This window comes from Sphingomonas azotifigens NBRC 15497 (genome assembly GCF_002091475.1).
Lineage (GTDB): Bacteria > Pseudomonadota > Alphaproteobacteria > Sphingomonadales > Sphingomonadaceae > Sphingomonas > Sphingomonas azotifigens.
In genome coordinates, this window is record NZ_BCTR01000038.1 from 1 (window position 1) to 24,508 (window position 24,508).

A 24,508-nucleotide genomic window follows, 5' to 3' on the forward strand; every position below is an offset into this window, starting at 1 on the left:
ATGACGGACGATCGGCGGATTCGCTGCCAGATCAGCCCCCACCCCAACCCCTCCCCTGAAGGGGAGGGGCTAAGGAGCACCCTACAACGTCAGCGCGAACTTCATCCCCACCACGCCGACGTCCTTCGCGTTCCGCACCCCGCCCGGCTGATGGATCCACTGCACGTTGGGCTGCACCACCAGCCATTCGGTCGGCGACACGCTGTAGTAGAGTTCCGCCGCATATTCGGCATCGCGCGGCCGCTTGCCGGCCAGCCGATCCGCCGTCTCCAAGCGGCCGTTGACGTTGGTCCGCGCGACCGCCAAGCCGATCACGTCGCCCGGCAGGCTCGGTGCGAGGCCTTTGTAGAACAGGCCGACCGAGACCTGGTTGTCGGTCAGCGTCGTCGCGCGATCGGCGAAGGTGACGTTCGCGAACATGCTGAAGCCGGTCAGCGCACGCCCGTCCTTCGAGGCCCCCGTCAGCTGCTGCTGGACGCTGCCATAGACGCCGTAGCGGCTCGAATGCTGGAGCGGCGCGAGACCCGTCACCGCGCGCGGCTGGCGATTGATGTCGAGCACCAGATCGTCGCCATCGGCGGTCGAGATCCAGCCGCCCAGCTTGTACGAGCCGACATGCCCGTTGTCGCCGCCGCGCGTCCAGCCGATCTCGGCAGGCAGCAGCACGCCGGTCGCGCCTTTGAAATGCCCGATGAAGAAGGTGTTCTCCAGGTTGCGCGGGTTCACCTCATAGGCGCCGCCCTGCACATAGACGCCCGGTGCGACGTCGACATGGACGTTGGCGCCCCATTGGCTGACCGGCCAGTTGTACCAATAGTCGCCCGCGAGATTGCCCGGCTGCGCGCCGCAAAAGCTCAGATTCTGAAAGTGGCACGAGAAGACCGCGAAATCCTCGCCGGGATTGGTGCGGCCCAGCTTCACTTCCACCTTGTCGCCCAGCTTCTGCTGGAGCCACAGTTGGGTGACGCGCACCGTCTGGCCGCGACCATAGACTTCCTGCACCTGCTGCAGCGTGCCCAGTCCGGCGGTGGTGGTGAGATCGATGCCGCGCCGCCAGGTAACGGTCCCCTGCAGCGCCGCGCCACCCCAGCCGACCAGCTTGTCGAGATCGAGCAGCGCGCCGAAATCGAACTGGCCGGTCTCCGCCACCAGGCTGCGATCGCCGCCCGTGAAATTATAGGCGGTCTCGGAAGCATAGCGCGCGGAGAGGCCGATGCCGCGCTCGCCCATGCGGGTGCGGACCTTCTGCCAGTCGCCGATCAGGCCCGGCGGCGGCGCGCTCTGCGTGTCACCGGCCAGCGACGAGGGTGACGGATCGCGCGGGTGGAGCATGTGGCTGCGCGCACGGCGCTGGGTATCGGCGCGCGGCCCCGAGCTCGCATCCTGCTGCGTCGCATCGGGCTTCGGCTTGTTGAGTTCGTCGGCAGGCGGCGGCGGCGCGCCGACATCGACCTGCTGCGCCAACGCGGGCGTCGATGCCACCCCCATGATCGCGAGCAGCGCCCCCTGCGCCACGCGCCAACTCCCACGCTTCATTGCACATCCTTATATGTCGCGGCGCATCAAAGAACCGAGCGGCCATTTGGTTGCGCGAAGTTGCAAGCTCAGCCAAATCCTTCGCACAGGTGGCGCCGTATCGAAGCGCCGTGCGCTACCGGATTGCACGAGGGTGCGAGAGCTATACGATGGATGGGGTGGCTAGATCCCGGCCGAGGCGTTCGCTGCGCCGCCGCAACGTCAGCGTTCCGGGCTCGCCGCGGTGAAGGCCGAGCAGCACGGCTTCATCACCGGCTTGAACTCCATCAGTTCCACGCGGGTGCCGTCAGGATCGTAGAAATTCGCCTGCCACTTGCCGTCCAGCCCCATTTGCGGACCGTCATGGCGCGGGCTCAGCCGGTTCTCGCGATATAGCGTCGTCACCGCCGCCTGCATGTTCACCACGCCGAGCGACACATGGTTGAGCACGCCGAGCTGCCGCGCGTCCACCTTGTCCATCGTCACGTCGGAGCCCGGCCCCACCATCATATATTCCAGCCAGTCGCGGCCGTCGGGCAGCTGCTGCGAGACCCAGTCGACCTTGTCTTCGTGGAATGCGCCATACCAATAGGGCCGGAACCCGAGCAGCGCGCGGTAGAAGCCATCCTGCTTCGCACGATCGTGCACGGCATAGCCGACATGGAGGATGCGGCCGCTGATCGCGCCCCGCTCGGGCGCCGTCGCACGGCTGGCGGGCTGGACGAACTGGACGGCGTTGCCTTCGGGATCGCGTCCGCCGAACCATTGGTCGCCCCCCGCCCCGCGCTGCACCGGCGTGAGGTCCCCGGCCCCATGTGCGGCGAGCCAGGCCCGCAGCTTGCCCGCATCTGCCGTGATATAGCCGACATGCGCGAGCATGCTGGGCCCATGGTCCTTCGCCGCGGGCAGCACTTCGACGAACTGGCGCGGGCTGAAATAATAGCGGACCCCCGCCGGATCCTCCGGGTCTGGGCCTTTCCGCGCGCCGAGCACGACGCGGTAGAACTGATCGGTGGCAGCCATGTCGGTCGCATAGACCGCGAGGTGCGAGATGCCGGTGATCGCCGGCCGACCCGCTTCCGGCGGCGCGGCGCCGATCATCGCTGCAGCGATCAGGCCGAGCGCAGCACAGCGCCGCGACCGCGCGGCATGGAACATCGGCATCCTCTCTCTCCCGGCAGCGCGCAGTTTCGCACGCCTTTCCAGCAGCATAGCACGCCTTCACGGCGTGTCACCGGGTGTTTGGCGCGGGGCCCGTGCTGGTGCGGCGGATCAGTTCATGGGCCAGCGTGAGTTGCCGCTCGACCGGCTCGATACCGCGCAGGATGCCGACCAGCAGTTCCACCGCGCGCCGGCCGATCATCCCCTTGGGTTGGGCGATGGTCGTCAGTGCGGGATGGAAGAAGCGCGCCAGCGGCAGGTCATCAAAGCCGATCACCGACACGTCGCGCGGGCAGGACAGCCCCGCAGCGCCCACCGCGCTGATTGCACCCAGCGCCATCTCGTCGCTGAAGCAGAACAGCGCGGTCACGCCCTCCGCAAGGAGCTCCCGGGCGGCACGATGTGCGGAGTCGGCGCCATAATCCCCCTCGCGCAGGCAAAGCCGGTCCTTGAGGCCATGCCGCTCCGCCGCGCGCAAGGCGCCGGTCAGGCGGTCGCGGCTGATCGGACTGATCGGCGGCCCGGTGATCACGCCGATATCGCGATGCCCGAGTTGCACCAGATGCTCGATCGCATCGGCGCTGCCCGCGGCATTGTCGATATGGACGCTCGGCACGCCAATCTCGGGGCTGTACTCGCAGCCATTGACGATCGGTGCCGACGCCCCCTGGCGCGCGACGAGGGCCTCAAGGCTGGCCGGCAGTCGATGACCGAGGAACACCAGCCCGTCGACCTCGCGGCGCGACAGCATCTCGGCATATTGATCCTCGACTTCCGGATCGTGCCGCGTATCGCCCAGCACCATGGCATATCCCGCGTCGCGCGCGGCCTCCTCTGCGCCGCGGATGACGCTGGCGAAGAAGGGGTTGGAGATATCCGGCACCGTCAACAGGATCTTGGCCGCGCGCAGCGTGCGCAGCGTGCGTGCGGCGACATTCGGCCGGTAATCCAGCGCCGCGACCACCTCCATCACCTTGGCGCGCGTCGCCTCTGCCACCCGCCCGGGCTGGCTGAGCACGCGCGACACCGTGGCGGTGGAAACACCCGCGGCCGCGGCGACTTCGATAATCGTAGCCATGCAGATATCTTGTCGCTTGCGGCGAGCCGTGTCGAGCCCTGCGGATGTAATCCTTTACATCACCCCTCCTTCTGCATAGGCTGTGATTCGAACAGCGGCAAAGCCGCACCGGGGGAGAGGAAGCGCATGGTCGCTGCTGGAGGGGTCGTCATGAACCGCGCACAGCCGGTATCGGGATTGCTGACGGGGCGTCTCAGCGCCTTGATGTTCATGCAGTTCTTCGTCTGGGGCGCATGGAACGTCACGCTGGGGCTGGTGATGCAGACGGTCGGCCTCGGCAGCCTGATCGCCAACGCCTTCTCGGTCGGCCCGATCGCCTCGATCGTCGGCTCCTTCCTGCTCGGCATGGCTGCGGCGCGGTTCCTCAGCCCCAAGATGCTGATGGTGGTGCTGCACCTGATCGGCGGCGTGCTGCTCTTCATCCTGCCGACGCTGCTCACGCCCGAGCATGGCGCCAGCTTCGTCTGGCTGCTGCTCGGCTACATGATCCTCTACATGCCGACGGTGGGCCTCGCGAACACGATCGCGCTCAAGAGCTTCGGCGAACGCGTCGATCGCTTCCCCTTTGTCCGCGCCTTCGGCACGCTCGGCTGGATCGTCGCGGGGCTGATCATCGGCTGGGCGCACCTCTCGGCCAGCCCGCAGATCTTCCAGGTGGCGGGCGTCGTTTCGCTCGCGCTGGGCCTGTACAGCATCACCCTGCCCAATGTTCAGCCCGATGCGCCGCAGGGCAAGAGCCTGGCCGCGGAGGTGTTCTGCACCGAAGCCTTCGGGCTGATGCGCAACCGCTCCTTCCTGATCTTCATCCTCTGCGCCACGCTGATCTCGATCCCGCTGGCGATGTACTATGCCTATGCCTCGCCGTACGTCGGCGCGGTGGGAATCGAGAATGTGGGCGGCACGCTGGCGATCGGGCAGATGTCCGAACTCGTCTTCATGTTCTCGATGCCCTGGCTCTATCGTCGCTTCGGGGTGAAGCCGCTGCTGCTCGTCGGCATGGTCGCCTGGGCGCTGCGCTACGCGCTGTTCGCGATCGGCGACGGTGGCGCGGGCATCTGGGCGATCTATCTCGGCGTCGCGCTGCACGGCGTCTGCTACGACTTCTTCTTCGTCGCCGGCGCGATCTACACCGGCACCATCGCGACGCCCAAGGGCGTCAATGCGCAGGCGCAGGGCATGCTGACGCTGTTTACCTATGGCGTGGGCATGCTGCTCGGCTCGCAGATCGGCGGGCTGCTCTATGCCCAGCTGCCGGCGAACGCGACCGTGGCCGACTGGCACCATCTCTGGTGGTATCCGGCGATCGCCGCCGCCGTGATCGCGCTGCTCTTTCAGTTCACCTTCAAGAACACCCGTACGGAGACACACGCATGACCGCGATGCAGGGGCCGGGCATCTTCCTGGCCCAGTTCCTCGGCGACACGGCGCCGTTCGACACGCTCGACCACATGGCGGAGTGGGCCGCAGGCCTCGGCTATGTCGGGGTGCAGATTCCCTGCGATCCGCGCCTGATCGATTTGAAACAAGCCGCCGAGAGCCAAGCCTATTGCGACGACCTCCGCGCCCGGCTCGACAAGTTCGGCATCCAGCCGACCGAGCTTTCGACGCACCTCCAGGGCCAGTTGGTCGCGGTGCATCCGGCGTACGATACCCTGTTCGACGGCTTCGCGCCGGCCGAGTTCCACGGCAAGCCCGCCGAGCGCCAGGCCTGGGCGGTCGAGCAGGTCAAGCTCGCCGCCCGCGCCAGCGGCCGGCTGGGGCTGAAGGCGCACGCCACCTTCTCCGGCGCGCTCGCCTGGCCCTATGTCTATCCGTGGCCGCAACGCCCCGCGGGCCTTGTGGAAGAGGCCTTCGCCGAACTCGCCCGCCGCTGGCTGCCGATCCTCGACGTGTTCGAGGAAGCGGGTGTCGACTGCGCCTATGAGATCCATCCGGGCGAAGACATCCACGACGGCGCGAGCTGGGAGCGGTTCCTCGACGCGGTGGACCACCATCCCCGCGCGCGCATCCTGTTCGATCCGTCGCATTATGTGCTGCAGCAGCTCGACTATCTCGACTTCATCGATCGCTATCACGATCGGATTTCGTGCTTCCATGTGAAGGACGCCGAGTTCAATCCGACCGGCCGCAACGGCGTCTATGGCGGCTATGAGAGCTGGGTGAACCGCGCCGGCCGCTTCCGCTCGACCGGCGATGGCCAGGTCGATTTCGTCGGCATCTTCAGCAAGCTCGCCCAATATGGCTATCGCGGCTGGGCCGTGATCGAGTGGGAATGCGCGCTGAAGAACAGCGAGGACGGTGCCCGCGAAGGCGCGCCGTTCATCCGCGACCATATCATCCGCGTCACGGAACGCGCCTTCGACGACTTTGCGTCGAGCGGCGTCGACAAGGCGGCGATCCGCAATCTGCTCGGGCTTGGAAGCCGCGACGCATGATCCGGCATCCGCTGAAACTCGGCATGGTGGGCGGCGGCGAAGGCGCGTTCATCGGCGCCGTGCACCGCATGGCCGCGGCGCTCGACGGCGACTGGCGGCTGGCGGCCGGCGCCTTCAGCACCGATGCAGGCAAGAACACCCGCACCGGCGACCTGCTCGGACTGGATCCGGCGCGCGTCTATGCGACCTATGACGACCTGCTCGCGGGCGAAACGGCGCTGCCGGAGAGCGAGCGCATCGACGCCGTCGCGATCGTCACCCCGAACCACCTCCACGCGCCGGTCGCCATCGCCGCGCTGAACGCCGGCTTCCACGTCTTCTGCGAAAAGCCGATGGCGATGAACAGCGACGAGGCCCGCGCCATCGCCGCCGCCGCGCGGGCCAGCGGCAAGCAGTTCGCCCTCGCATTCACCTATAGCGGTTACCCGCTGGTCGAGGAGGCCCGCGCCCGCGTCGCTCGCGGCGACTTCGGCGCGATCCGGCTGGTGCAGGTGGAATATATCCAGGGCTGGCTGAGCCGCTCGCTCGACACGGAGGGCAACAAGCAGGCCGAGTGGCGCACCGATCCGGCGCGCGCCGGCCTCGGCGGTTGCCTCGGCGACATCGGCACCCACGCATTTCACTTGGCCGAGCTGGTCTCCGGCCTGCGCGTCGAGACCCTGTCCGCCGAACTCGCGACCCATGTCCCCGGGCGGAGACTGGACGACGATGTCAGCGCGCTGCTTCGCTTCGAGAATGGCGCCCGGGGCACGCTCAAGGCGACCCAGGTCGCCGCCGGCGAGGAAAATGGCCTGCGCCTGCGCATCCACGGCGAGCGCGGCGGGCTGGAATGGGCGCAGATGGAGCCGAACACGCTCACCCTGCGCTGGATTGATCGCCCCGCGGAAATTCTCCGCGCAGGCGGGCCCGGCCTGGGCGCGAGCACTACCCCCCTGCTCCGCACCCCGGCCGGGCATCCCGAAGGCTATATCGAAGCGTTTGCAAATCTTTATCGTGGCTTCGCCGCAATTGTTCGCGGCGATTCGGCGCAGGTGCCGGGCGTCGCGGACGGGCTGCGGACGATGGCGTTCGTCGAGGCGATGATCGCCAACGCGACGGCCGACACCAAATGGACCGAGATCGTAACCGGAGAGCGTGAATGAAGTTCTGGATGGCACTTGCCGCGACCGCGGCGCTGACGGCGAGCGCGCCCGCCTGGGCGCAGACGGCCGCCCCGCCCGCCTTTGCCGCGTGCAAGGCATGCCACACCGTGGAAAAGGGCGGCAAGAACGGCGTCGGCCCCAACCTCAACGGCGTGGTCGGCCGCCCGGCGGCCTCGGCGCCCGGCTTCAACTATTCGACCGCGCTCAAGAACGCCAAGCTGACCTGGGATCCGGCGACGCTGGACCAGTTCATCGCCGCGCCGATGAAGAAGGTGCCGGGCACCCGCATGCCGATCGGCATGGCCGATCCCGCCAAGCGCCAGCAGATCATCGCGTACCTCAAGGCGATGAGCGGCAAATGAGCGTGACGCGCCGCACCGTATTGGCCGGCGCGACGGCGATGCCCCTGGTGGCATCCTCGGCGCGCAGCCAGTCGAATGCGGCGCGCTTCTCGCTCCACTTCGCGCCCCATGAGGGAAGCTTCGCCAGCCGGGGCAACCGGCTGGAGCAGATCGCCTTCGCCGCCGACCAGGGCTTCACCGCCTGGGAGGATAACGAGGCCGCCACACGCCCGGTCGACGAGCAGGTGGCGATGGCCAGGGCGCTGTCCAGCCGCGGCATGACGATGGGCGTGTTCGTCGCCTCGATGCCCAGATGGGGACAGTCGCGCCCGATCCTCGGCGCCAATGACGGCGCCGAGCGCGAGGCGTTGCTGGCGGACATCCGGTCGTCGATCGATGTCGCCAAGCGGCTCAACGCCACGCGGATGACAGTGGTGACCGGCTTCCTCGATCCCAAGGTGCCGCTCGACATCCAGACCGCGCGGGTGATCGACTTGATGCGCCGCGCGGGCGACCTGGTCGCGCCGCACGGCATGGCGCTGGTGATGGAGCCGCTCAACACCCGCACCAACCATCCCGGCGTCTACATGCAGAGCATCGCGCAGGGCTATGCGGTGGCGCGTGGGGCGAACAGCCCGGGGGTGAAGATCCTCGCCGACCTCTATCACGAGCAGATCCAGTCCGGGAACCTGATCCCGGTGCTCGACACCTGCTGGAGCGAGATCGGCTATATCCAGTTCGGCGACAATCCCGGCCGCAACGAGCCGGGCACCGGCGAAATCAATTTCACGAACATCGTCCGCTGGTTGCGGGCGAAACCCTATGCCGGAGTGATCGGCATGGAACATGGCAATTCGATCAAGGGGCGCGCGGGCGAGGAGCGGCTGATCGCCGCCTATCGCACGATCGACGCCGTCTGAGGGGTTAAGGATGGGCTTTCGGGACGACGCCCCGCCAATCAACCACCGTCATTCCCGCGAAGGCGGGAATCCATTCGCCTGTGCGCTGGGGGAAAGAACCGCAGCACCGGCGCGAATGGATCCCCGCCTTCGCGGGGATGACGATGGGGATGGTGGAGCCCGACAGCCTGAAAAATGCAGGGAGAGAAGCATGTCGAGACGCACAAATGTGCTGCTCGCGGGTCTGGCGGTGCTTGCCGCGACGCCCGCCGCGGCACAGGAAAAGCCGGGGTTCAAGGACACCCCGATCCTGCCGGGCGGCGGCAACTGGCATGTCCATGACTCGGACCGCCCCTACCCCGATGTGGTCACCCCCGCCGCGCAACCCGGCGGCGCGCCCTCCGATGCGATCGTGCTTTTCGATGGCCGCTCGCTCGATGCCTGGACCGCCCAGCGCAAACTGTGGCCGATCGCGAACGGCGTGCTTACCGTGCCCACCCGCGCGAGCAGCGGCGGCGAAAATGCGCTGATCTCCAAGCAGAGTTTCGGCGACGTCCAGCTGCACCTCGAGTTCCGCTCGCCGTACCCGCCGACCAAGAGCTCGCAGGATCGCGGCAACAGCGGCATCTGGTTCATGCAGCGCTATGAGATCCAGATCCTCGACGGCTACCAGAACCCCACCTATGCCGACGGCACCGTGGGCGGCGTCTATGGCTGGAAGCCGCCGCTGGTGAACCCGTCGCGCAAGCCCGGCGAATGGCAGAGCTACGACATCGTGTTCGAGCGCCCGCGCTTCGCCGCCGACGGCAAGCTGCTGCGCCCGGCCTATATCACCGCCTTCCTCAACGGCGTGCTGGTGCAGAACCACCAGGCGATGCTCGGCACCACCAACTGGCGCCACGTCGCCGAATACACCGCGCATGCCGATGCCCTGCCGATCCAGCTGCAGGACCATGACTCGCCGGTGTCGTTCCGCAACATCTGGGTGCGCCCGCTGTCCGAGGCAGCCATCGCCCAGGACCTTCCGGGAGACCGCAAATGATCGTCGACCGCCGCGCCGCGCTGACCGGCGTGCTCGCCCTGTTCGGGGCGGGCGTGTTCGCCCCCATCGCCCGCGCCGCGCAAATGACCGCGACGCAGCTGATCCCCGACGGTCCGCCCAGCGTCGCGGTGTTCAACCCCGCCCAGCGTGCGCTGATGACCGCGCTCAGCGAGCGGGTGATCCCCACCACCGACACGCCGGGTGCCATCGCCGCGGGCGTGCCCGCCTTCATCGAGAAACTGCTCGCCGACTGGGCGATGCCCGACGACCGTGTGCCGATCGTCGCCGGGCTCGACGCGATCGAGGCGCGGTCGCAGCAGGACTATAAGGTCGCCGCCGCCACGGCGACGCCAGCCCAGCAGGACGCGCTGCTTACCCTGGCGATGAACGGCCAGATCCCGGGCGGCAAGACCTTCTTCGAAGCGTTTCGGCAACTGGTGATCACCGGGTACTACACCTCGGAGATCGGCATCACCCAGGAGCGCGAATATCTGCCGGTGCCGGGCGAATATAACGGCGCCTTCCCCTATGCTCAGGTCAACAAGGTGTACAGCGCATGATGATCACCCGTCGTACCCTGCTCGCCGGCGCCGGCGGCGTCACCGCTCTCGCCCTCATGGATCGCCTGATCCCGCCAGCGTTCGCCGCGCAGATCCCTGCGGTGGGCATCCAGCTCTACACCGTGCGCGATATCTTCCAGAACGATCCGGTCGGCACGCTCCAGGCGATCGCGAAGATCGGCTATCGCGAGATCGAGTTCGGCGGTGGCGGCTACGAAGCCATGGACCCGGTCATGCTCCGAAACACGATGGACAAGGCAGGTCTCCGCTGCCCGTCGCTCCACATCGGCTATGACGCGCTGCTCGGCCAGTTCGACAAGTCGGTGGCGATGGCCCGCACGCTCGGCGCCAAGACCGTGGTGCTGCCCTACATGACCGACCAGCACCGTACCGAAGCGGGCTGGAACGCGGCGCTGCCGAACTTCAACAAGTTCGCCCACGACCTCAAGAAAGCCGGCTTCGATTTCGCCTATCACAATCATGATTTCGAGTTCACGAACAAGCCCGGCGGCGTGAGCCTCTACGACCGGTTCCTCAAGGCGACCGACCCCGCGCTGGTGAAGAGCGAGCTCGACCTCTACTGGGCCAAGCATGCCGGCGAGGATCTGGCAGCACTGGTCGACCGGCTGAACACGCGCCTCTACTCGTACCACGTGAAGGACATGCGCGCCGATGGCAGCATGGCGGCGGTGGGTACCGGCACGATCGACTTCGCCGCGCTGTTCAAGCGTCCGGCGAGCGCCCATGTCCGCCACTTCTATGTCGAGAACGATCAGGCGCCCGCGCCCTATCTTCCGGACATCACCACCAGCTTCAAGACGCTGCAAACGCTGCGCTTCTAAACCAATAACACGCCCTGGGAGAGGGAAACATCATGGCTGCAACCAACAGGTTCGACGCGATCGTGATCGGCTCGGGCGTCAGCGGCGGCTTTGCCGCGAAGGAACTCACCGAGAAGGGACTGAAGGTCCTGATGCTCGATCGCGGCCGCATGGTCGAGCATGGCGAGGATTATCCGTACGACGGCAAGCCCGCCTTCGACGTGCCCGCGCGCAACATCATGCCCAAGCCGCTGCAGGAAAAAGACTATTTCATCGCCAAGCGCGGCTATGTGCAGCCCAGCAACATGGGCTTCTACAACAACGACCGGATGAACCCCTATGCGTTCGACGAGGGCAGCAAATTCTACTGGATCCGCCCCGGTGCGGTCGGCGGCAAGTCGCTGATCTGGGGCCGCTGGAGCTTCCGCTGGGCGCCTGAGGATTTCGAGGCGAACAAGCGCGAGGGCGTGGATGGCGCCTGGCCGATCGGCTATGACGATCTCAAGCCCTGGTACGCCAAGGTCGAGGACTATATCGGCGTCTCGGGCTCGCGCGAGAACCTGCCCTATCTGCCGGACAGCAACTTCCAGCCGGCGATGCCGATGAACATCGCCGAGAAGTGGCTCAAGCAGCAGCTCGAGACCAAATTTCCCGGCCGCAAGCTCATCAACACCCGCCTCTCCAACATGACCGAGGACAAGCCGGACCAGGGCCGCACCAAGTGCCAGTTCCGCAACCAGTGCGGCAATGGCTGCTCGTTCGGCGCCTATTTCTCGACCCAGGCGGTCACCCTCCCCGCCGCCCGCGCGACCGGGCGCCTGACGCTCCAGTCGGACGCGGTGGTGACCAACATCGAATATGATGCGGCGAAGAAGCGCGTTACCGGCGTCCGCTATGTCGATGCCAAGACCGGCCAGGCGCAGGTGGTGAACGCGGATCTGGTGTTCCTCTGCGCCTCGGCGATGGGATCGAACCAGATCCTGCTCAACTCGCGCGCGGCGGGCAGCGAACGCAGCCATTTCGACAGCAGCGGCACGCTCGGCCGCTATGTCATGGACCATATCTTCCGCGTCGGCATCGACGGCGAGATCCCGGGCATGACCGATTTCATCGAATATGGCCGGCGGCCGGGCGGGGTGTACATTCCGCGCTTCCGCAACATCGGCGGCGAGGAAGGCGTGGGTTTCAAGCGCGGCTATGGCTATCAGGGCAGCGCATGGCGCGCGCCTGCCGGGCCGGTCGGCTTCGGCGCCGAGATGAAGCATGGCATGCGCCGCTATGGGCCATGGCGGTTCAGCATGGGTGCGTTCGGCGAGTGCCTGCCCTACAAGGACAATCGAGTTTCGCTCCACCCGAGCAAGGTCGATCGTTTCGGAGTGCCGCTGATGCGCTTCGACGTCACCTTCCGCGAGAACGAACTCAAGCTGATCGCCGATGCCAAGGTGCAGGGCGAGGCGATGCTGCGCGCCGCGGGCCTGCAGAATGTACGGAGCAACGAGGGGGAACATGTGCCAGGCGACGCGATCCACGAAATGGGGGGCGCGCGCATGGGCACCGATCCGCGCAACTCGGTGCTGAACGGCTTCAGCCAGGCGCATGACGCGCCGAACCTCTATGTCACCGATGGCGCGCAGATGGCTTCGGCCTCGTGCGTCAACCCGTCGCTCACCTTCATGGCGCTGACGATGCGTGCCGCCGACCATGCGGTGAAGCAGCTCCGCGCCTGACCGACACGCCGGTCGCCCTGTCCGGGGCGGCCGGCTTTGTTTTGACTGTTGCCCCGACATTCCGCACAGTTGCGGGTGATGCCGGATCCCTTGCGCAGCGTGGCCTTTGAAGGCGTCGGCAAAAGCTATGCGCGGGGCGTGCGAGCGGTAGACGACGTCTCGCTGACGATTGCCGGCGGCAGCTTCGTCGCGCTGGTCGGCACCTCGGGATCGGGCAAGTCGACGCTGCTCAAGATGATCAACCGGCTGGTCGCTCCCAGCGAAGGCCGGGTGACCATCGACGACGTGCCGGTCGATGCCGAACCGGCGCACCTGCTCCGCCGCCGCATCGGCTATGTCTTCCAGAATGTCGGCCTGTTCCCGCATCTCAGCGTCGGCGAGAATGTCGCGGTCGGCCTGCGGCTCGCCGGTCTGCGCGACCGGGACGCGCGCGTTGCCGAGCTTCTCCATCTTGTCGACCTGCCGCAGGACATGGCCGCGCGGATGCCCGATGCGCTTTCCGGCGGCCAGCGCCAGCGGGTCGGCGTCGCCCGCGCGCTCGCCACCGCGCCCAAGCTCTTGCTGATGGACGAGCCGTTCGGCGCGCTCGATCCGGTCACCCGCGATGCGCTGGGCAAGGCGATCCGTACGCTGCACGATTCCATGGGCCTCACCACCGTGCTCGTCACCCATGACATGGCCGAGGCGCTGCTGCTCGCCGATCGCATCCTGGTGATGGAAGCCGGCAGGCTGGTCGGCGACGCGACCCCGCGCACGCTGCTCGCTGGCAAGGGCGGTGCCGCTGCCGACGCGCTGGTCGCGGTGCCACGCGAACAGGCCGAGCGGCTGGCGGCGCTCGCCCGATGAGCGCCGCCTTCGCCCGCGTGCCCGAATTGCTGGCGCAGCACCTGCTGCTCGCCTTCGCCGCGCTGCTGCTCGGCATCGCGATCAGCCTGCCGCTGGCGGTGGTTTCCGCACGCCATCGCGGCGTTGCCCGCGTCACGCTGGGTCTCGCCAGCCTGATCCAGACCATCCCCAGCCTCGCGCTGCTCGCGCTCTTCTACCCGCTGCTGCTCTCGCTCTCGGCGCTGGTCGGCGGGGGCATCCCGGCGCTCGGCTTCCTGCCCTCGCTGCTCGCACTCACCCTGTATGCCCTGCTGCCGATCCTGCGGAACGCCGTGACCGGCCTCGTCACGCTCGATCCGGCGGTGCGCGAGGCGGCGGACGGCGTCGGCATGACGCGCTGGCAGAAGCTGCGCCTGGTCGAGGCGCCGCTGGTCGCGCCGGTGGTGATGGCGGGCATCCGCACCGCCGCCGTGTGGACGATCGGCGCGGCGACGCTGTCCACCACCGTTGGCCAGCCGAGCCTGGGCGACCTGATCTTCGCAGGGCTCCAGACGCAGAACTGGACGCTGGTGCTGGTCGGCTGCCTCGCCGCCGCCGCGCTGGCACTGGCGGTCGATGCGCTGCTCGGGCTCGCCGAGTGGGGCATTGCGCGGCGGCGGCTGGGCGTGGTGTGGCTGAGCCTCGGCCTGCTCGCCATCGGCGCGCTGGCGGCGCTCGCCCCCGCCTGGCCGGCCCCGCGCGGCACGGTGACGATCGGCGCCAAGGGCTTTTCGGAGCAATATATCCTCGCCCGGGTGATCGGCGCGCGGCTGGAAGCGGCGGGATACCGGGTGCGCTATCGCGAGGGCCTCGGCTCCGGCGTCGCCTATGGCGCCCTCGCGAGCAACGCAATCGACGTCTATGTCGACTATTCGGGCACGATCTGGACCAACCAGATGCGCCGCACCGATGTGCCTGGGCGCGCGGCGATCGTCCGCGGCGTCGCCGCCTGGGCGAAGCGGACCAGCAACGTCACGCTGCTCGGCACGCTCGGCTTCGAGAACGCCTATGCGTTCGTGATGCGCGGGGACGACGCGCGCCGCCGCGGCATCGCCACCATCGCCGACCTCGCCCAGGTTTCGCCGTCGCTGAAGCTTGCCACCGACATCGAGTTTCTCGAACGCTCCGAATGGAAGGCCGTGCAGGCAGCCTATGGGCTGCGGTTTGCCGAAGCCCATCCCTATCAACCAACCTTCATGTACCGCGCGCTGACCAGCGGCGCGGCAGACGTGATTCCGGCCTTTTCCTCGGATGGCCGCATCGCCGCGCAGGGCCTAGCAGTGCTGCAAGACCCCAAGGGCGCGATTCCTGGTTATGACGCCATCCTGCTGGTCGCGCCGTCCCGCGCCGGCGACCACCACTTCCAGGCCGCGCTGCGTCCGCTGATCGGCGCGATCTCGGTCGAGCGGATGCGGCAGGCCAACTACATGGTCGATCGCGATACCGACAAGCAGAGCCCCGATGCTGCCGCCCGCTGGCTGGCGGCGCATCTGGGCAATTGATCCTCTAGCCGAGGGCTCGCCCCGGCACCCCATACCCCGGCATCCCCCTCCCCTCCCGCAGACCGATAGCGAACCGCATCCGAAAGGCGGAATTTGCGCGCGCCATCGCCGCTTGGAGCTTCGGATGCCCACACCTGATACCACCATCACCGCCCCCACCCGCTTCGTCGAAGCCGCCAATGGCGTGCGCTATGCCTATCGCCGCTTCGGCACGCCCGGCGGCACTCCGCTCGTGCTGCTGCCGCGCTTCCGCGGCGACCTCGACACTTGGGACCCCGCGCTGCTCGATGCGCTCGCCGAAACCCGCGAACTGGTCCTCGTCAACAATCGCGGGGTAAGCAGCAGCAGCGGCACCACGCCCGCCACCATCGCCGATATGGCGCGCGACCTGATCGCCTTTCTCGAGGCCCTGGAGTTGCGCAGCATCGACCTGCTCGGCTTCTCGCTCGGCGGCTTCGTGGCGCAGGAGGTGGCGCTGATCCGGCCCGATGGGGTGCGCCGTCTGGTCCTGGCCGCCACCGGCCCGCAGGGCGGCCCCAACATGCATGGCTGGCGCAAGGATATCGCCGACGCGGTCCGCAAGGACGAACCCGGCGCGGCCGAGCTGCTCTACACCTTCTTCAAGCCGACCGAGACGAGCCAGGCGGCCGGCCGGGCCTATCTCGGCCGCTTCCTTGCGCGGACCGAAGATCGCGACGTCCCCAGCAGCCTCCAGACCCGCGATGCCCATTATGATGCGGTCTGCGCCTGGGGCGTTGCCGACCATGCCAAGCTGCAACGCCTGCAGAGCATCCGTCAGCCGACCTTCGTCGCCAATGGCGACGCGGACGCGATGATCCCGCCGAGCCTGTCCCATCTGATGGGCGGGCTGATCCCGCAGGCCGAGGTGAAGATCTACCCGGATGCCGGGCACGGCTTCCTGTTCCAGCATCACGCCGAATTCGCCGCCGACGTGAACGCCTTCCTCTCGGCCTGAAGGAGCACCGCGATGACGACCATTCTCTCGCCCATGCTGGAAACGCGCACCGTCGACGGCATCCGCATCCGGCTCCGCAGGGGCGGCGGCAGCGACGGCATCCCGCTGCTGCTCACCGCTCCTTGGCCGGAGAGCATCCGCGCCTTCGACGCGATCTGGCCCGCGCTGGAGCAACTCGGGCCGCTGGTCGCGGTCGATCTGCCGGGCTTCGGGCTGTCGGAGATGCGGGAAGACCTGTTGTCGCCGCGCGCGATGGGCGCGTATCTTCCGACGCTGCTCGACGCGCTCGGACTAGACCGCGTCCATGCCATCGTGCCGGACGTGGGTACGCTCGCCGCGCTGTTCGCGGCGGCCGCGTATCCCGATCGGTTCGAAAGCATCGTCGGGGGCAGCGGCGGCATCGCCATGCCGCTGCTCGGCGCGCCGCTCCAGCAGATCGTCGCCAGCAGCCGGGCAGACTTCGCCGGCACCGATGGCGGCGCCCAGGTGGTGAGCCTGATCCGGTCGAGCCTGGCGCTGCCGGAGGATGTGCTGGAGGATTACGGCAACGCCTCTGCCGGCAGCCGCTGGAACGAAGCCGCGGATTTCGTCCGCGCCTATGCCCGCGACCTGCCGGCGCTGGAGGGGCTGCTCGGCACGATCGCCACGCCGACTCTGGTCATTTCGGGCCGCACCGATCCGTTCGTGCCGCCCGCCAACGGTGCCTTTCTGGCGGAGCACCTGCCGCACTGCGTTCATGAGGTGGTCGAGAGCGGCCACTTCGTCTGGGAAGCGGCGCCGGCCCGCTACGCCGAGCTCGTCACTGACTGGGTACGGGCCGGCTACCGCGCGGCGTGAACCGCGACCGATTGCAACGAACCTCCAACGGGAGACACAGGATGAAGAACGCAGAATTTCGACGGCGCATGACCTCGGTCGCGGCGCTGGTCGCGGGCCTCTGCGCGCCGGGGATCGCAGCCGCGCAGCAGACGCCGTACGACACGATCAACGCCGCCGCCGCCGCATCGGAGATCACCGCAACGCCGCTGCGCGGGGGCGTGGTGCTGCTCCAGGGCTCGGGCGGCAACATGGTCGCGATGCCGGGGCCGGACGGGCTGCTGATGATCGACGACGGGATCGCGCTTTCCAAGGCGAAGGTGGAAGCCAAGCTGCACGAGATCCAGCCGACCGGCATCAGATATGCGGTGAACACGCACTGGCACTGGGACCATACCGACGGCAATGTCTGGGTGCATGATGACGGCGCGACGATCATCGCGCAGGCCAACACCGCCAGGCATTTCGGCGAGACGATCCGCGTCGTCGAATGGGGCCACACCTTCACGCCGCTGCCCGCCGGCGGCCGTGCGGCGATGCTGGTCGCGAAGGAAAAGACGCTCGCCTATGGCACCGACGTCATCCGCCTGCGCGCCTATATGCCCTCGCACACCGACGGGGACCTCTCCGCCTATTTCACCAGGGCCGACGTGCTGCTGACCGGCGACACCTATTGGAACGGCCTCTACCCGTTCATCGACTATGTCGCGGGCGGCAGCATCGACGGGATGATCGCGGCGGCCGACGCCAACATCGCCATGGCGGGCGAGAAGACGATCGTCGTTCCCGGCCATGGCCCGCTCGGCACCCGCGCGGACCTGATCGCGTATCGCGACATGCTGGTGACGATCCGCACCAACGTCGCCGCGCTCAAGAAGCAGGGCAAGACACTCGAGGAAGCCATCGCCGCCCGGCCGACCGCCGCGTTCGACGCCAAATGGGGCCAGATGATCATCAGCCCCGCGCTGTTCACCACGCTCGTCTATCGCGGCGTGTGACCGTGCAGGGCTGCCGCGTGCCGGGCGCGGCGGCCCTCAGCGCCGATCCTTGCGCCCGTCACGCCAGAAAGGCCGCCGCACATAGGCGCGCCGGGCGGGAACGGTGATCTGGACGATCGTGCCGCCCGCATGCCCCCGCGCCACTACCAAGGTGCCGCCCACCCGCAGCGTCCGCTCGCGCATCCCGATCAGGCCGAAATGATCGTCGCCAGCGCTCGCGATCCGCGCGTCGGGAATGCCGATGCCGTCGTCCGCGATCCGCAGCACCAGCCGAGCGCCATATTCCAGCGATGCTGCGATCCGCGTCGCCTGCGCATGCGCGATCGCGTTCCGGATCGCCTCTTCACCGATCCGCACCAGCTCGTCCGACACCGCGGGCACGATAGGGCGCGGCCGACCGGTCGTGTCGGTCTCCAGCCGGAGACCCGTGCCGGCAAGCAGCGGCTCGGCGAAGCGCGACAGGTTTGCCAGCGGGTCGCCGCGCATGCCGGACCGCAGGTCGAGCACGCGGTGACGCGCCTCCACCACCACCTGCTCGGCCTGGGCGAGCGCCTGCTCCAGGGTCTCGCGGCGGGCGGCATCGACCGGGAGTTGGTCGGCGACGGTCTGGAAGCGCAGCATCAGCCCCTGCACGCTCTGCAACAGCGTATCGTGCAGGTCGCGGGCGATACGGGTGCGCTCCAGCGTGCGGATATGGAACTGGCGCCGCATGGCGCGCGTCACCTGGCGCATGCGGAGCGCATAGAGCAGTGCCGCAAGCCCCAGCGCACCCAGCACGCAGAGCCAGAAAAAGCCGGCGGACTGGAGAAAGGTGGGCGGCAGTTCGATCGCCAGCGTCGCGCCCGCGCTGCTCCAGGGTCCGTTGCGGTCGGCCGCCTGCACCTCGAACCGATAGTGGCCGGGCGAGAGGTTGGTGAAGGTCGCCTCGCGGGCGCTTCCCGCCTCAACCCAGTCGCCATCGGCGCCGTCCAGCCGGTAGCGGAACCGCAACTGATCGGGTGCGGAGAGCAGTGCGCCGGTGTAGCGGATGCGGAGCTGCCGGGTGCCGGCAGGCAGCGTCAGCTGCTCCGGATCGCGCGCCGCGCCGGTTCCCCAATTGGCCGCCAGGATCGCCGCGCGCACCGGGGTCGGCGACACTGCCAGATGGGCAGGATCGACCCAGGCGACCGCGCTGAGCGTGTTGAACCACAGCCGTCCGTCGCCGCCAGTCACCGCGCCGGGGCCGGAGCCGCTGAGGCCTAGGTCTGGCAGCCCCTGGGCGAACGACAGCATCATGGGACGAAGCGCCTGTCTCGCGTCACGGAAGGCCCGGTCCAGGCTGGTCCCGTCGATCCGCGCGATCCCCATGCGCCCGATCATCCAGACGCTGCCGTCGCGCGCCTGCGTGATGCCGGTGACCCGTGCCGCCCATGGCGCACGCGATTGGGGCAGCGATTCTACGGTGTCGCCAATCACGCGGTAGATTCCGCTGCGCCCGGTGAAATAGGTAGCGGCACCGGTGCGCGTCGCGCCATCCGGATCGAGCCCGTCGTCGAGCGCGACGAGCGTGGCTTTGGGGCGGCCATCTTCCCCGAGCCGTTCGAGCCGCCCGTCCTGCGTGCCACCCAGCACCTGTCCGTCCGCCGCCGTTAGTATGATCAGGAGGTAGCGCGCACCGGGCGCCGGGCGATCCAGCACGCGCCAGCCGCTGCCGTCGCGGCGGAACAGCCCGGCACGCCCGCCATTTGCCCATAGCCTGCCGCGGCCGTCCACGGTGCAGTTCAGCACGCCCAACGTCGGCCGGTAGGGCCATGGCTCGACTGAGGCGCGCGCTCCGCGAAACCGCAACAGTCGATCCTGGACGAAGACGAGCGCGCTGCCGTCCCGATCCTCGCAGCTGCCGGCGGGGCCCGGGTCGCCTCGCCAGACCAGTTGGGGGCGCATCCCCGGCGCGACGCGATAAATGCTGTCCTGCGCGGCGATGAACACCGCCCCGTCGCGCGTACGCAGCAACTGGTAGCCATAAGGGGGCGGCGCTCCAATTTCCGGTTCGGCCACCACGTCGGTGCGCGAGATACGGTTGAGCCCCAGCGACGATCCCACCCACAAATTGCCCTCGGCATCTTCCAGCAAGGCGCCGAGCTTGCTGGAGGTGAGGCCGTCCTGCCGGGTCAGCGTCTCCGCCGCCGCCGCACGCGGTGCGATTCGGAACAGCACCTCCCCGTTGATGCCCCACAGATTGCCCAGGCGGTCAACGCGGAGCGCGATGTTGCGTACAGCGGCGGGTATCCGACGAGGCGCATCCTGCGAAACCGGCGCACCATTTCGGAATACCGGGCGCGCGCCATCGTCATCGGCCAGCCAGACCGTCCCCGCCCTGTCGCTGGTGACGCCGGCATGGCCGTGTACCGCCATTACGCGCTCGAACCGCCGCTGCCCGGGCGGCAGGCGATACAGCGCGTCCAGGGTCGTTACCCACAGGCTGCCCTCGTCCGCTGCATGGATGCTTATCAGCCACTGCGAAGGGAGTCCCCAACTCTCGCCAACCGATTGCCAGCGGCCGCCGGCATAGCGCAGCAACGGCATGCTCGGCTGCGCCAGCGCCGCCCAGATCGCGCCGTCGCCGGTTTGCGCGAGATACATCACCCGCTTGCGGACCGGCGGCTCGGGCAGCGGCCGCAACGCACCATCGCGATAGCGGGAGAAGCGGCCGCTCTGATAGCCGGTCCAGATGGTGCCGTCGCGCGCGGCGAGCATCGCGGTCGGCACATCGGCGCCGGCAAGGCTGCCGCCGGGGCCGATCCGCTCGAACTGGGCGCCGTCGAAGCGATAGACGCCGGTCGATGCGGCGATCCACAACAAGCCGTCGGGAGACTGGGCGAGCCCGATGATCCCGGGCGGCGCGCCGTCCTGAGTCCGCCAGGTCGTCAGCCGATATTGCGCGAGCGTGCGCTCCGGGACCGTCTGCGCCCCCGCAGCACAAGGCAGGAGCGCCGTGAGCCCGAACAACAGGAGTCCGGCCAGCGCCTGTCTCACTCCTTGGTCTCCGCCCCGCATCCGCTGACGGTGATATCGGCTAGTGCGCGCCAAGGCCAGTCACGGCTGGAGCGGGCTCGCTCCGCGGCAAGGGCAGCTGCAGCAGCACCCGCAGCCCCCCCTGCGCGCCGCGCGCCGCCGACAATTGCCCGCCATTGGCAGTCGCGAAGGCGCGGGCGATGCTCAGGCCGATGCCGGTATGGCCAGGCTTGGTGGTGTGGAAAAGGGTGAACGGCACTTCGGGATCGTCGCAGCCAGGCCCGTCATCCTCGATCGACACGACCAGGAAGTCGCCGTCCTGGCCGGTGGCAATGCGGATCTCTCCCGCGCGCTGGCCGCCACTGGCTTCGGCAGCGTTGCGGATCACCTCCCACAACAGCCGCTCGATCTGCGACCGATTGGCCGAAATGCCAGGCAACGACGGCGCAAGATCGAGCACGAACTGCAGCCGCCCGCCCAGCGCCGAGGCCGCGATGCGCATCGCCACGTCGCGGATCAGCAGGTCCAGGTCGATCCGCGCCCATTCGTTGGTCTTGTTGAGGACACCCAGCGCCTGCAGCACGGCGGCATTGGCCCTGCCGCTGGCCGCGCGCAACCGTCGCGCGCTCTGGCAGAGCCGATCACGATGCGCGCTCAGGTCCGCATCGCCAAGCCGGCAGATCGCCTCGCTATCGGTCGCGATCGTAGCGAGCGGCTGGGACACGGCCTGTGCCAGCGCGATCGCGAAGCCGAACATCGTCAACGCGTCGGACGCCTGGACCGGGCGCGGCGCTGTGCCGGACCCCATCGTGGCGTTGCTGGACTCTTGCATGGCTGATCTCCCCGGCGCGGCACGCGGGTGCCGGGGCAGGTTATGCGCCGCTCCCACAGCGTGGCACAGCGCACAAAGAGCGGTTTGCGGCTACCTAGATTTAGGTAGGCGACCTGCGTAAGAGCGGGGCATTCCGCCCAGCCGGCAAGAAGGGGTCGCACGCTGCAAACAGGTCTGGACGAGTCCCCCGCGCCGATCCGCGTCCTTCTGGCGGACGATCATGCGCTGTTGCGCGACGGCGTCGCGAGCTTCATCGCCAACACGTCCGACATCGTGGTGGTGGGCGAAGCGGAGAACGGCACGCAGGCGATCGAAATGTATCGCCACCTGTTGCCCGACATCCTGTTGCTCGACCTGCAGATGCCCGTCCTGGGCGGGCTCGACGTCATCGAGACACTCCTGCGCGAATTTCCCGAGGCACGCATCATCGTGCTGACCACCTATCACGGCGATGTCCAGGCGATGCGAGCGATGCGGGCGGGAGCACGCGGCTATCTGCTGAAGAGCGGACTGCGGCGCGACCTGGGGGACGCGATCCGGCAGGTCCATGGCGGGCGCCGGGTGATCCATCCCGAGATCGCCAGCGCCATGGCGGAGGGCGCGATCGACGATGCGCTCAGCCCGCGCGAATGCCAGGTGCTCAAGCTCGCCGCGAGCGGCAATGCCAATCGCCAGATCGCCCATCTCCTCGGCGTGACCGAGGAAACGGTGAAGACCCATATGCGCAGCATCCTCTCCAAGCTGGACGCGAAGGACCGCACCCACGCCGTGACCATCGCCCTGCGCCGCGGCATCATCGAGCTGTAGCACGCGCGGGGGCGGAATGCGCGGCCTTCCACACCATCGCATTCTCCAGCCGGTGACGAATGCTTGGATGCTCGTAGAACAGGACTTCCTCCAGCCGCCCCGGTGACGGCGCGCGATAATCGACCGTCTTGAGCAGCGCGCGGGCGGCGCCGTCAGGCTCGCGGGCATGCTCCAGGCCGTAGCGATCGGCATCGAGCTCGACGGTTCGCAGCGCGGTGTTGATCAGCGGCGAGGTGAGGAACACGAAGGTGGCGAAGATCACCGCCAGCACGGGCAGACCGGCGGGATCCGCTAGACTGCGGTCCCCCGCCCCGAGCAGCCGCGCAACCGGCGCGAACAGCCGGTCGATCACCAGCAGCGCGACGCCGACCAGTACGGTCATGAACAGGGTGAGCCACAACAGGTGCTGGTGCTGGTAATGACCGATCTCATGGCCGACGACCGCACGCAGCGCCGCGGTGTCGACCGGGGTCGCGACCAGCCCTTCGCCCAGCACGATTCGGGCGAAGCTGCCCAGCCCGTCGACGCGGGCGGTGTAGCTGGGGCCGTCGCCGCCATGCGCGATCACGATCTGCTCGGCGGGGGTGCCGGTTTCGTGCGCGATCGCCATCACCGTCTCGCGTACCGGGCCTTGCGGCAATGGCGTGAACTTCTGGAATACCGGGCCAAGCAGGACCGGCTGGAGCACGATCGCCGCGAACAGGGCAACCGCCGAGATGCCAGTCCCCCAGATCCACCAGCGCCGGCCCGTCCTGCGGATCAGCAGGTACAGCAGCACCAGGAAGACGCCGCCGGAGAGGGCCGAGAAGATCGTGCTGATCGCCGACTGCGCGAACCATGCCCCGCCTGAGATGCTGGTGATCCCGTAGCTGCGCTCGCGCCACCAATCGGCATAGACGCTCCACGGCAGCAGCAACGCCCAGTGGAGCAGGAAGAAAGTCACCGCCACCGCGAACACTGCGCGGTTCTTGCGATCCTTCTCGCCTGCCACCTTCGCGGCGATGCGGCGCATCAGGCCCGGGCGCAGAATCACGATCGGCACGAGGACGGAGAACAGCCACCCCCACAGCACCAGCCAATGGCCGCCTTGCGTGTAAGCGGTGGCCAGTGCCGCGCGGGCGGCGGGGATGGTGGCGAGATAGTGATCGGTTGCGCTTGCCGGGTCCATCGAACGATCGCCTTGGGGAAAGAGAAAGGCGGCGGGGGCGTCCCCCGCCGCCGGATGGATCAGGCGCCGACCGGGATCGGGTTCTCGACCAGCGACTGGTTGAAGGCATCGAAGAAGGCGTGTTCGCCCGAGCCCGGATTGTCGCGCAGCATCTGGATCGCGTCGACGAACACTTCCGGCGCGTCGCCGCCCAGCTTCGACATCGTCTCGGCGATGAACGCGTCGAGCGGCATGGCGCGCGGGTCGCCGCTCTTGTGGATCAGGTCGGTGTCGACCCAGGGCGGCGCGATTTCCTGCACCTGCACGTGCGTGTCCCGCAGCTGGAAGCGCTGCGACAGGGTGTAGGAATGCAGCGCCGCCTTCAGCGCCGAATAGACGCCGTTGGTCGCGATCGGCACATAGGCCAGGACCGACGTGTTGTTGAGGATCGCGGCATAGGGCTTGGTCTTTAGATGCTCGATCAGCGCCGAGGTCATGCGGATCGGCCCAAGGAAGTTGGTCGTGTAGATCCGGTCGACCAGTTCGTCGGCGATCGGCGCGCCGGGATCGTCGAACGGCATGATGCCGGCATTGTTGATCAGCACGTTGAGGTCCGGATGCTCGGCGAGCAGTTGCTTCGCGGCCGCCTGGATGCTGGCCGGATCGGTGATGTCGAGCGCGATGCCCGCCATGCCCGGGTTGGCGGCGACGATGTCGTCGATCAGCGCCTGGCGACGGCCCGAGACGATCACCTTGTTGCCCAGCTTGTGGAACGCCTCGGCCAACGCGCGGCCGATGCCGGAGGTGGAGCCGGTGATGAAGATGGTGTTGCCCTGCAGTTGCATGGGGAA

22 protein-coding genes are annotated in these 24,508 nt (G+C 68.1%); 15 read left to right on the forward strand and 7 right to left on the reverse strand.

The genetic code is table 11. From position 1 onward, the window contains the following. Positions 1-81 precede the first annotated feature (81 nt). The 3 genes from SAZ01S_RS13860 to SAZ01S_RS13870 all read right to left on the reverse strand — a co-directional run bounded on the left by SAZ01S_RS13860 (position 82) and on the right by SAZ01S_RS13870 (position 3,754). Positions 82-1,536 (reverse strand): carbohydrate porin, encoded by a 1,455-nt coding sequence (locus SAZ01S_RS13860; RefSeq protein ID WP_084582865.1) that lies wholly within the window; start codon positions 1,534-1,536, stop codon positions 82-84. Between the two features lie 201 nt (positions 1,537-1,737). Continuing rightward, the gene (locus SAZ01S_RS13865; RefSeq protein ID WP_245824863.1) at positions 1,738-2,679 is read right to left on the reverse strand and encodes a VOC family protein; all 942 of its coding nucleotides are present in this window, start codon (positions 2,677-2,679) and stop codon (positions 1,738-1,740) included. Between the two features lie 67 nt (positions 2,680-2,746). Further along, complete coding sequence (locus tag SAZ01S_RS13870; protein ID WP_084582866.1) at positions 2,747-3,754, reverse strand: LacI family DNA-binding transcriptional regulator; 1,008 nt, start codon at positions 3,752-3,754, stop codon at positions 2,747-2,749. 150 nt (positions 3,755-3,904) lie between these two features. On the opposite strand from SAZ01S_RS13870, the gene SAZ01S_RS13875 reads away from it, so the two are divergent. The 14 genes from SAZ01S_RS13875 (at position 3,905) to SAZ01S_RS13940 (ending at position 17,877) form a co-directional block, all read left to right on the forward strand. Beyond that, positions 3,905-5,128, forward strand: coding sequence for an MFS transporter (locus tag SAZ01S_RS13875; protein ID WP_084582867.1), 1,224 nt, complete (start codon positions 3,905-3,907; stop codon positions 5,126-5,128). Then, on the forward strand, positions 5,125-6,189 hold the full coding sequence (locus tag SAZ01S_RS13880; protein WP_084582868.1) for a sugar phosphate isomerase/epimerase family protein: 1,065 nt from the start codon (positions 5,125-5,127) through the stop codon (positions 6,187-6,189). The genes SAZ01S_RS13875 and SAZ01S_RS13880 overlap by 4 nt, the downstream gene beginning before the upstream one ends. Next, complete coding sequence (locus SAZ01S_RS13885; RefSeq protein ID WP_084582869.1) at positions 6,186-7,331, forward strand: Gfo/Idh/MocA family protein; 1,146 nt, start codon at positions 6,186-6,188, stop codon at positions 7,329-7,331. Before SAZ01S_RS13880 ends, SAZ01S_RS13885 begins: the two co-directional genes overlap by 4 nt. Beyond that, positions 7,328-7,693, forward strand: coding sequence for a c-type cytochrome (locus tag SAZ01S_RS13890; RefSeq protein WP_084582870.1), 366 nt, complete (start codon positions 7,328-7,330; stop codon positions 7,691-7,693). The genes SAZ01S_RS13885 and SAZ01S_RS13890 overlap by 4 nt, the downstream gene beginning before the upstream one ends. Beyond that, a complete protein-coding gene (locus tag SAZ01S_RS13895; RefSeq protein WP_084582871.1) occupies positions 7,690-8,592 on the forward strand; it encodes a hydroxypyruvate isomerase family protein in 903 nt (300 codons plus the stop codon). The genes SAZ01S_RS13890 and SAZ01S_RS13895 overlap by 4 nt, the downstream gene beginning before the upstream one ends. A 190-nt stretch (positions 8,593-8,782) precedes the next feature. Further along, positions 8,783-9,613 (forward strand): 3-keto-disaccharide hydrolase, encoded by an 831-nt coding sequence (locus SAZ01S_RS13900; protein ID WP_084582872.1) that lies wholly within the window; start codon positions 8,783-8,785, stop codon positions 9,611-9,613. Continuing rightward, positions 9,610-10,173: a gluconate 2-dehydrogenase subunit 3 family protein gene (locus SAZ01S_RS13905; RefSeq protein ID WP_174596118.1), complete on the forward strand. Its 564-nt coding sequence runs from the start codon at positions 9,610-9,612 to the stop codon at positions 10,171-10,173. The genes SAZ01S_RS13900 and SAZ01S_RS13905 overlap by 4 nt, the downstream gene beginning before the upstream one ends. Then, positions 10,170-11,015, forward strand: coding sequence for a sugar phosphate isomerase/epimerase family protein (locus SAZ01S_RS13910; RefSeq protein WP_084582873.1), 846 nt, complete (start codon positions 10,170-10,172; stop codon positions 11,013-11,015). The genes SAZ01S_RS13905 and SAZ01S_RS13910 overlap by 4 nt, the downstream gene beginning before the upstream one ends. 32 nt (positions 11,016-11,047) lie before the next feature. After that, positions 11,048-12,721 (forward strand): GMC family oxidoreductase, encoded by a 1,674-nt coding sequence (locus tag SAZ01S_RS13915; RefSeq protein ID WP_084582874.1) that lies wholly within the window; start codon positions 11,048-11,050, stop codon positions 12,719-12,721. A 78-nt stretch (positions 12,722-12,799) separates the two neighbouring features. Next, positions 12,800-13,567 carry an ATP-binding cassette domain-containing protein gene (locus SAZ01S_RS13920; RefSeq protein WP_084582875.1) on the forward strand — a complete coding sequence of 256 codons (768 nt, stop codon included), beginning with the start codon at positions 12,800-12,802 and terminating at the stop codon, positions 13,565-13,567. Beyond that, positions 13,564-15,087, forward strand: coding sequence for an ABC transporter permease/substrate-binding protein (locus SAZ01S_RS13925; protein ID WP_084582876.1), 1,524 nt, complete (start codon positions 13,564-13,566; stop codon positions 15,085-15,087). Before SAZ01S_RS13920 ends, SAZ01S_RS13925 begins: the two co-directional genes overlap by 4 nt. 124 nt (positions 15,088-15,211) lie before the next feature. Then, positions 15,212-16,063, forward strand: coding sequence for an alpha/beta fold hydrolase (locus SAZ01S_RS13930; protein WP_084582877.1), 852 nt, complete (start codon positions 15,212-15,214; stop codon positions 16,061-16,063). A gap of 12 nt (positions 16,064-16,075) precedes the next feature. Beyond that, on the forward strand, positions 16,076-16,900 hold the full coding sequence (locus tag SAZ01S_RS13935; RefSeq protein ID WP_084582878.1) for an alpha/beta fold hydrolase: 825 nt from the start codon (positions 16,076-16,078) through the stop codon (positions 16,898-16,900). Between the two features lie 41 nt (positions 16,901-16,941). After that, positions 16,942-17,877 (forward strand): MBL fold metallo-hydrolase, encoded by a 936-nt coding sequence (locus SAZ01S_RS13940; RefSeq protein ID WP_084582879.1) that lies wholly within the window; start codon positions 16,942-16,944, stop codon positions 17,875-17,877. Between the two features lie 36 nt (positions 17,878-17,913). On the opposite strand, the gene SAZ01S_RS13945 is transcribed toward SAZ01S_RS13940, so the two are convergent. Next, on the reverse strand, positions 17,914-20,892 hold the full coding sequence (locus tag SAZ01S_RS13945; protein WP_167693161.1) for a sensor histidine kinase: 2,979 nt from the start codon (positions 20,890-20,892) through the stop codon (positions 17,914-17,916). 40 nt (positions 20,893-20,932) lie between these two features. Beyond that, complete coding sequence (locus tag SAZ01S_RS13950) at positions 20,933-21,703, reverse strand: sensor histidine kinase (RefSeq protein ID WP_084582881.1); 771 nt, start codon at positions 21,701-21,703, stop codon at positions 20,933-20,935. 207 nt (positions 21,704-21,910) lie between these two features. Here SAZ01S_RS13950 and SAZ01S_RS13955 point away from each other — a divergent pair, with 207 nt between their 5' ends. After that, positions 21,911-22,510, forward strand: a complete 600-nt coding sequence (locus tag SAZ01S_RS13955; RefSeq protein WP_439951228.1) for a response regulator — start codon at positions 21,911-21,913, stop codon at positions 22,508-22,510. Here SAZ01S_RS13955 and SAZ01S_RS13960 read toward each other — a convergent pair. Next, the gene (locus tag SAZ01S_RS13960) at positions 22,497-23,678 is read right to left on the reverse strand and encodes a M48 family metalloprotease (protein ID WP_084582883.1); all 1,182 of its coding nucleotides are present in this window, start codon (positions 23,676-23,678) and stop codon (positions 22,497-22,499) included. The genes SAZ01S_RS13955 and SAZ01S_RS13960 overlap by 14 nt on opposite strands. A gap of 59 nt (positions 23,679-23,737) precedes the next feature. Beyond that, the gene (locus SAZ01S_RS13965; RefSeq protein WP_084582884.1) at positions 23,738-24,502 is read right to left on the reverse strand and encodes an SDR family oxidoreductase; all 765 of its coding nucleotides are present in this window, start codon (positions 24,500-24,502) and stop codon (positions 23,738-23,740) included. Positions 24,503-24,508: the final 6 nt, after the last annotated feature.

Coding starts and splice junctions, on each gene's coding strand:
- SAZ01S_RS13890 (WP_084582870.1), top strand. CDS start 7,328: ATGAAGTTCTGGATGGCACTTGCCGCGACCGCGGCGCTGACGGCGAGC.
- SAZ01S_RS13930 (WP_084582877.1), top strand. CDS start 15,212: ATGCCCACACCTGATACCACCATCACCGCCCCCACCCGCTTCGTCGAA.
- SAZ01S_RS13895 (WP_084582871.1), top strand. CDS start 7,690: ATGAGCGTGACGCGCCGCACCGTATTGGCCGGCGCGACGGCGATGCCC.
- SAZ01S_RS13880 (WP_084582868.1), top strand. CDS start 5,125: ATGACCGCGATGCAGGGGCCGGGCATCTTCCTGGCCCAGTTCCTCGGC.
- SAZ01S_RS13885 (WP_084582869.1), top strand. CDS start 6,186: ATGATCCGGCATCCGCTGAAACTCGGCATGGTGGGCGGCGGCGAAGGC.
- SAZ01S_RS13865 (WP_245824863.1), bottom strand. CDS start 2,679: ATGCCGATGTTCCATGCCGCGCGGTCGCGGCGCTGTGCTGCGCTCGGC.
- SAZ01S_RS13875 (WP_084582867.1), top strand. CDS start 3,905: ATGAACCGCGCACAGCCGGTATCGGGATTGCTGACGGGGCGTCTCAGC.
- SAZ01S_RS13900 (WP_084582872.1), top strand. CDS start 8,783: ATGTCGAGACGCACAAATGTGCTGCTCGCGGGTCTGGCGGTGCTTGCC.
- SAZ01S_RS13950 (WP_084582881.1), bottom strand. CDS start 21,703: ATGCAAGAGTCCAGCAACGCCACGATGGGGTCCGGCACAGCGCCGCGC.
- SAZ01S_RS13920 (WP_084582875.1), top strand. CDS start 12,800: ATGCCGGATCCCTTGCGCAGCGTGGCCTTTGAAGGCGTCGGCAAAAGC.
- SAZ01S_RS13870 (WP_084582866.1), bottom strand. CDS start 3,754: ATGGCTACGATTATCGAAGTCGCCGCGGCCGCGGGTGTTTCCACCGCC.
- SAZ01S_RS13965 (WP_084582884.1), bottom strand. CDS start 24,502: ATGCAACTGCAGGGCAACACCATCTTCATCACCGGCTCCACCTCCGGC.
- SAZ01S_RS13935 (WP_084582878.1), top strand. CDS start 16,076: ATGACGACCATTCTCTCGCCCATGCTGGAAACGCGCACCGTCGACGGC.
- SAZ01S_RS13925 (WP_084582876.1), top strand. CDS start 13,564: ATGAGCGCCGCCTTCGCCCGCGTGCCCGAATTGCTGGCGCAGCACCTG.
- SAZ01S_RS13910 (WP_084582873.1), top strand. CDS start 10,170: ATGATGATCACCCGTCGTACCCTGCTCGCCGGCGCCGGCGGCGTCACC.
- SAZ01S_RS13915 (WP_084582874.1), top strand. CDS start 11,048: ATGGCTGCAACCAACAGGTTCGACGCGATCGTGATCGGCTCGGGCGTC.
- SAZ01S_RS13905 (WP_174596118.1), top strand. CDS start 9,610: ATGATCGTCGACCGCCGCGCCGCGCTGACCGGCGTGCTCGCCCTGTTC.
- SAZ01S_RS13860 (WP_084582865.1), bottom strand. CDS start 1,536: ATGAAGCGTGGGAGTTGGCGCGTGGCGCAGGGGGCGCTGCTCGCGATC.
- SAZ01S_RS13960 (WP_084582883.1), bottom strand. CDS start 23,678: ATGGACCCGGCAAGCGCAACCGATCACTATCTCGCCACCATCCCCGCC.
- SAZ01S_RS13940 (WP_084582879.1), top strand. CDS start 16,942: ATGAAGAACGCAGAATTTCGACGGCGCATGACCTCGGTCGCGGCGCTG.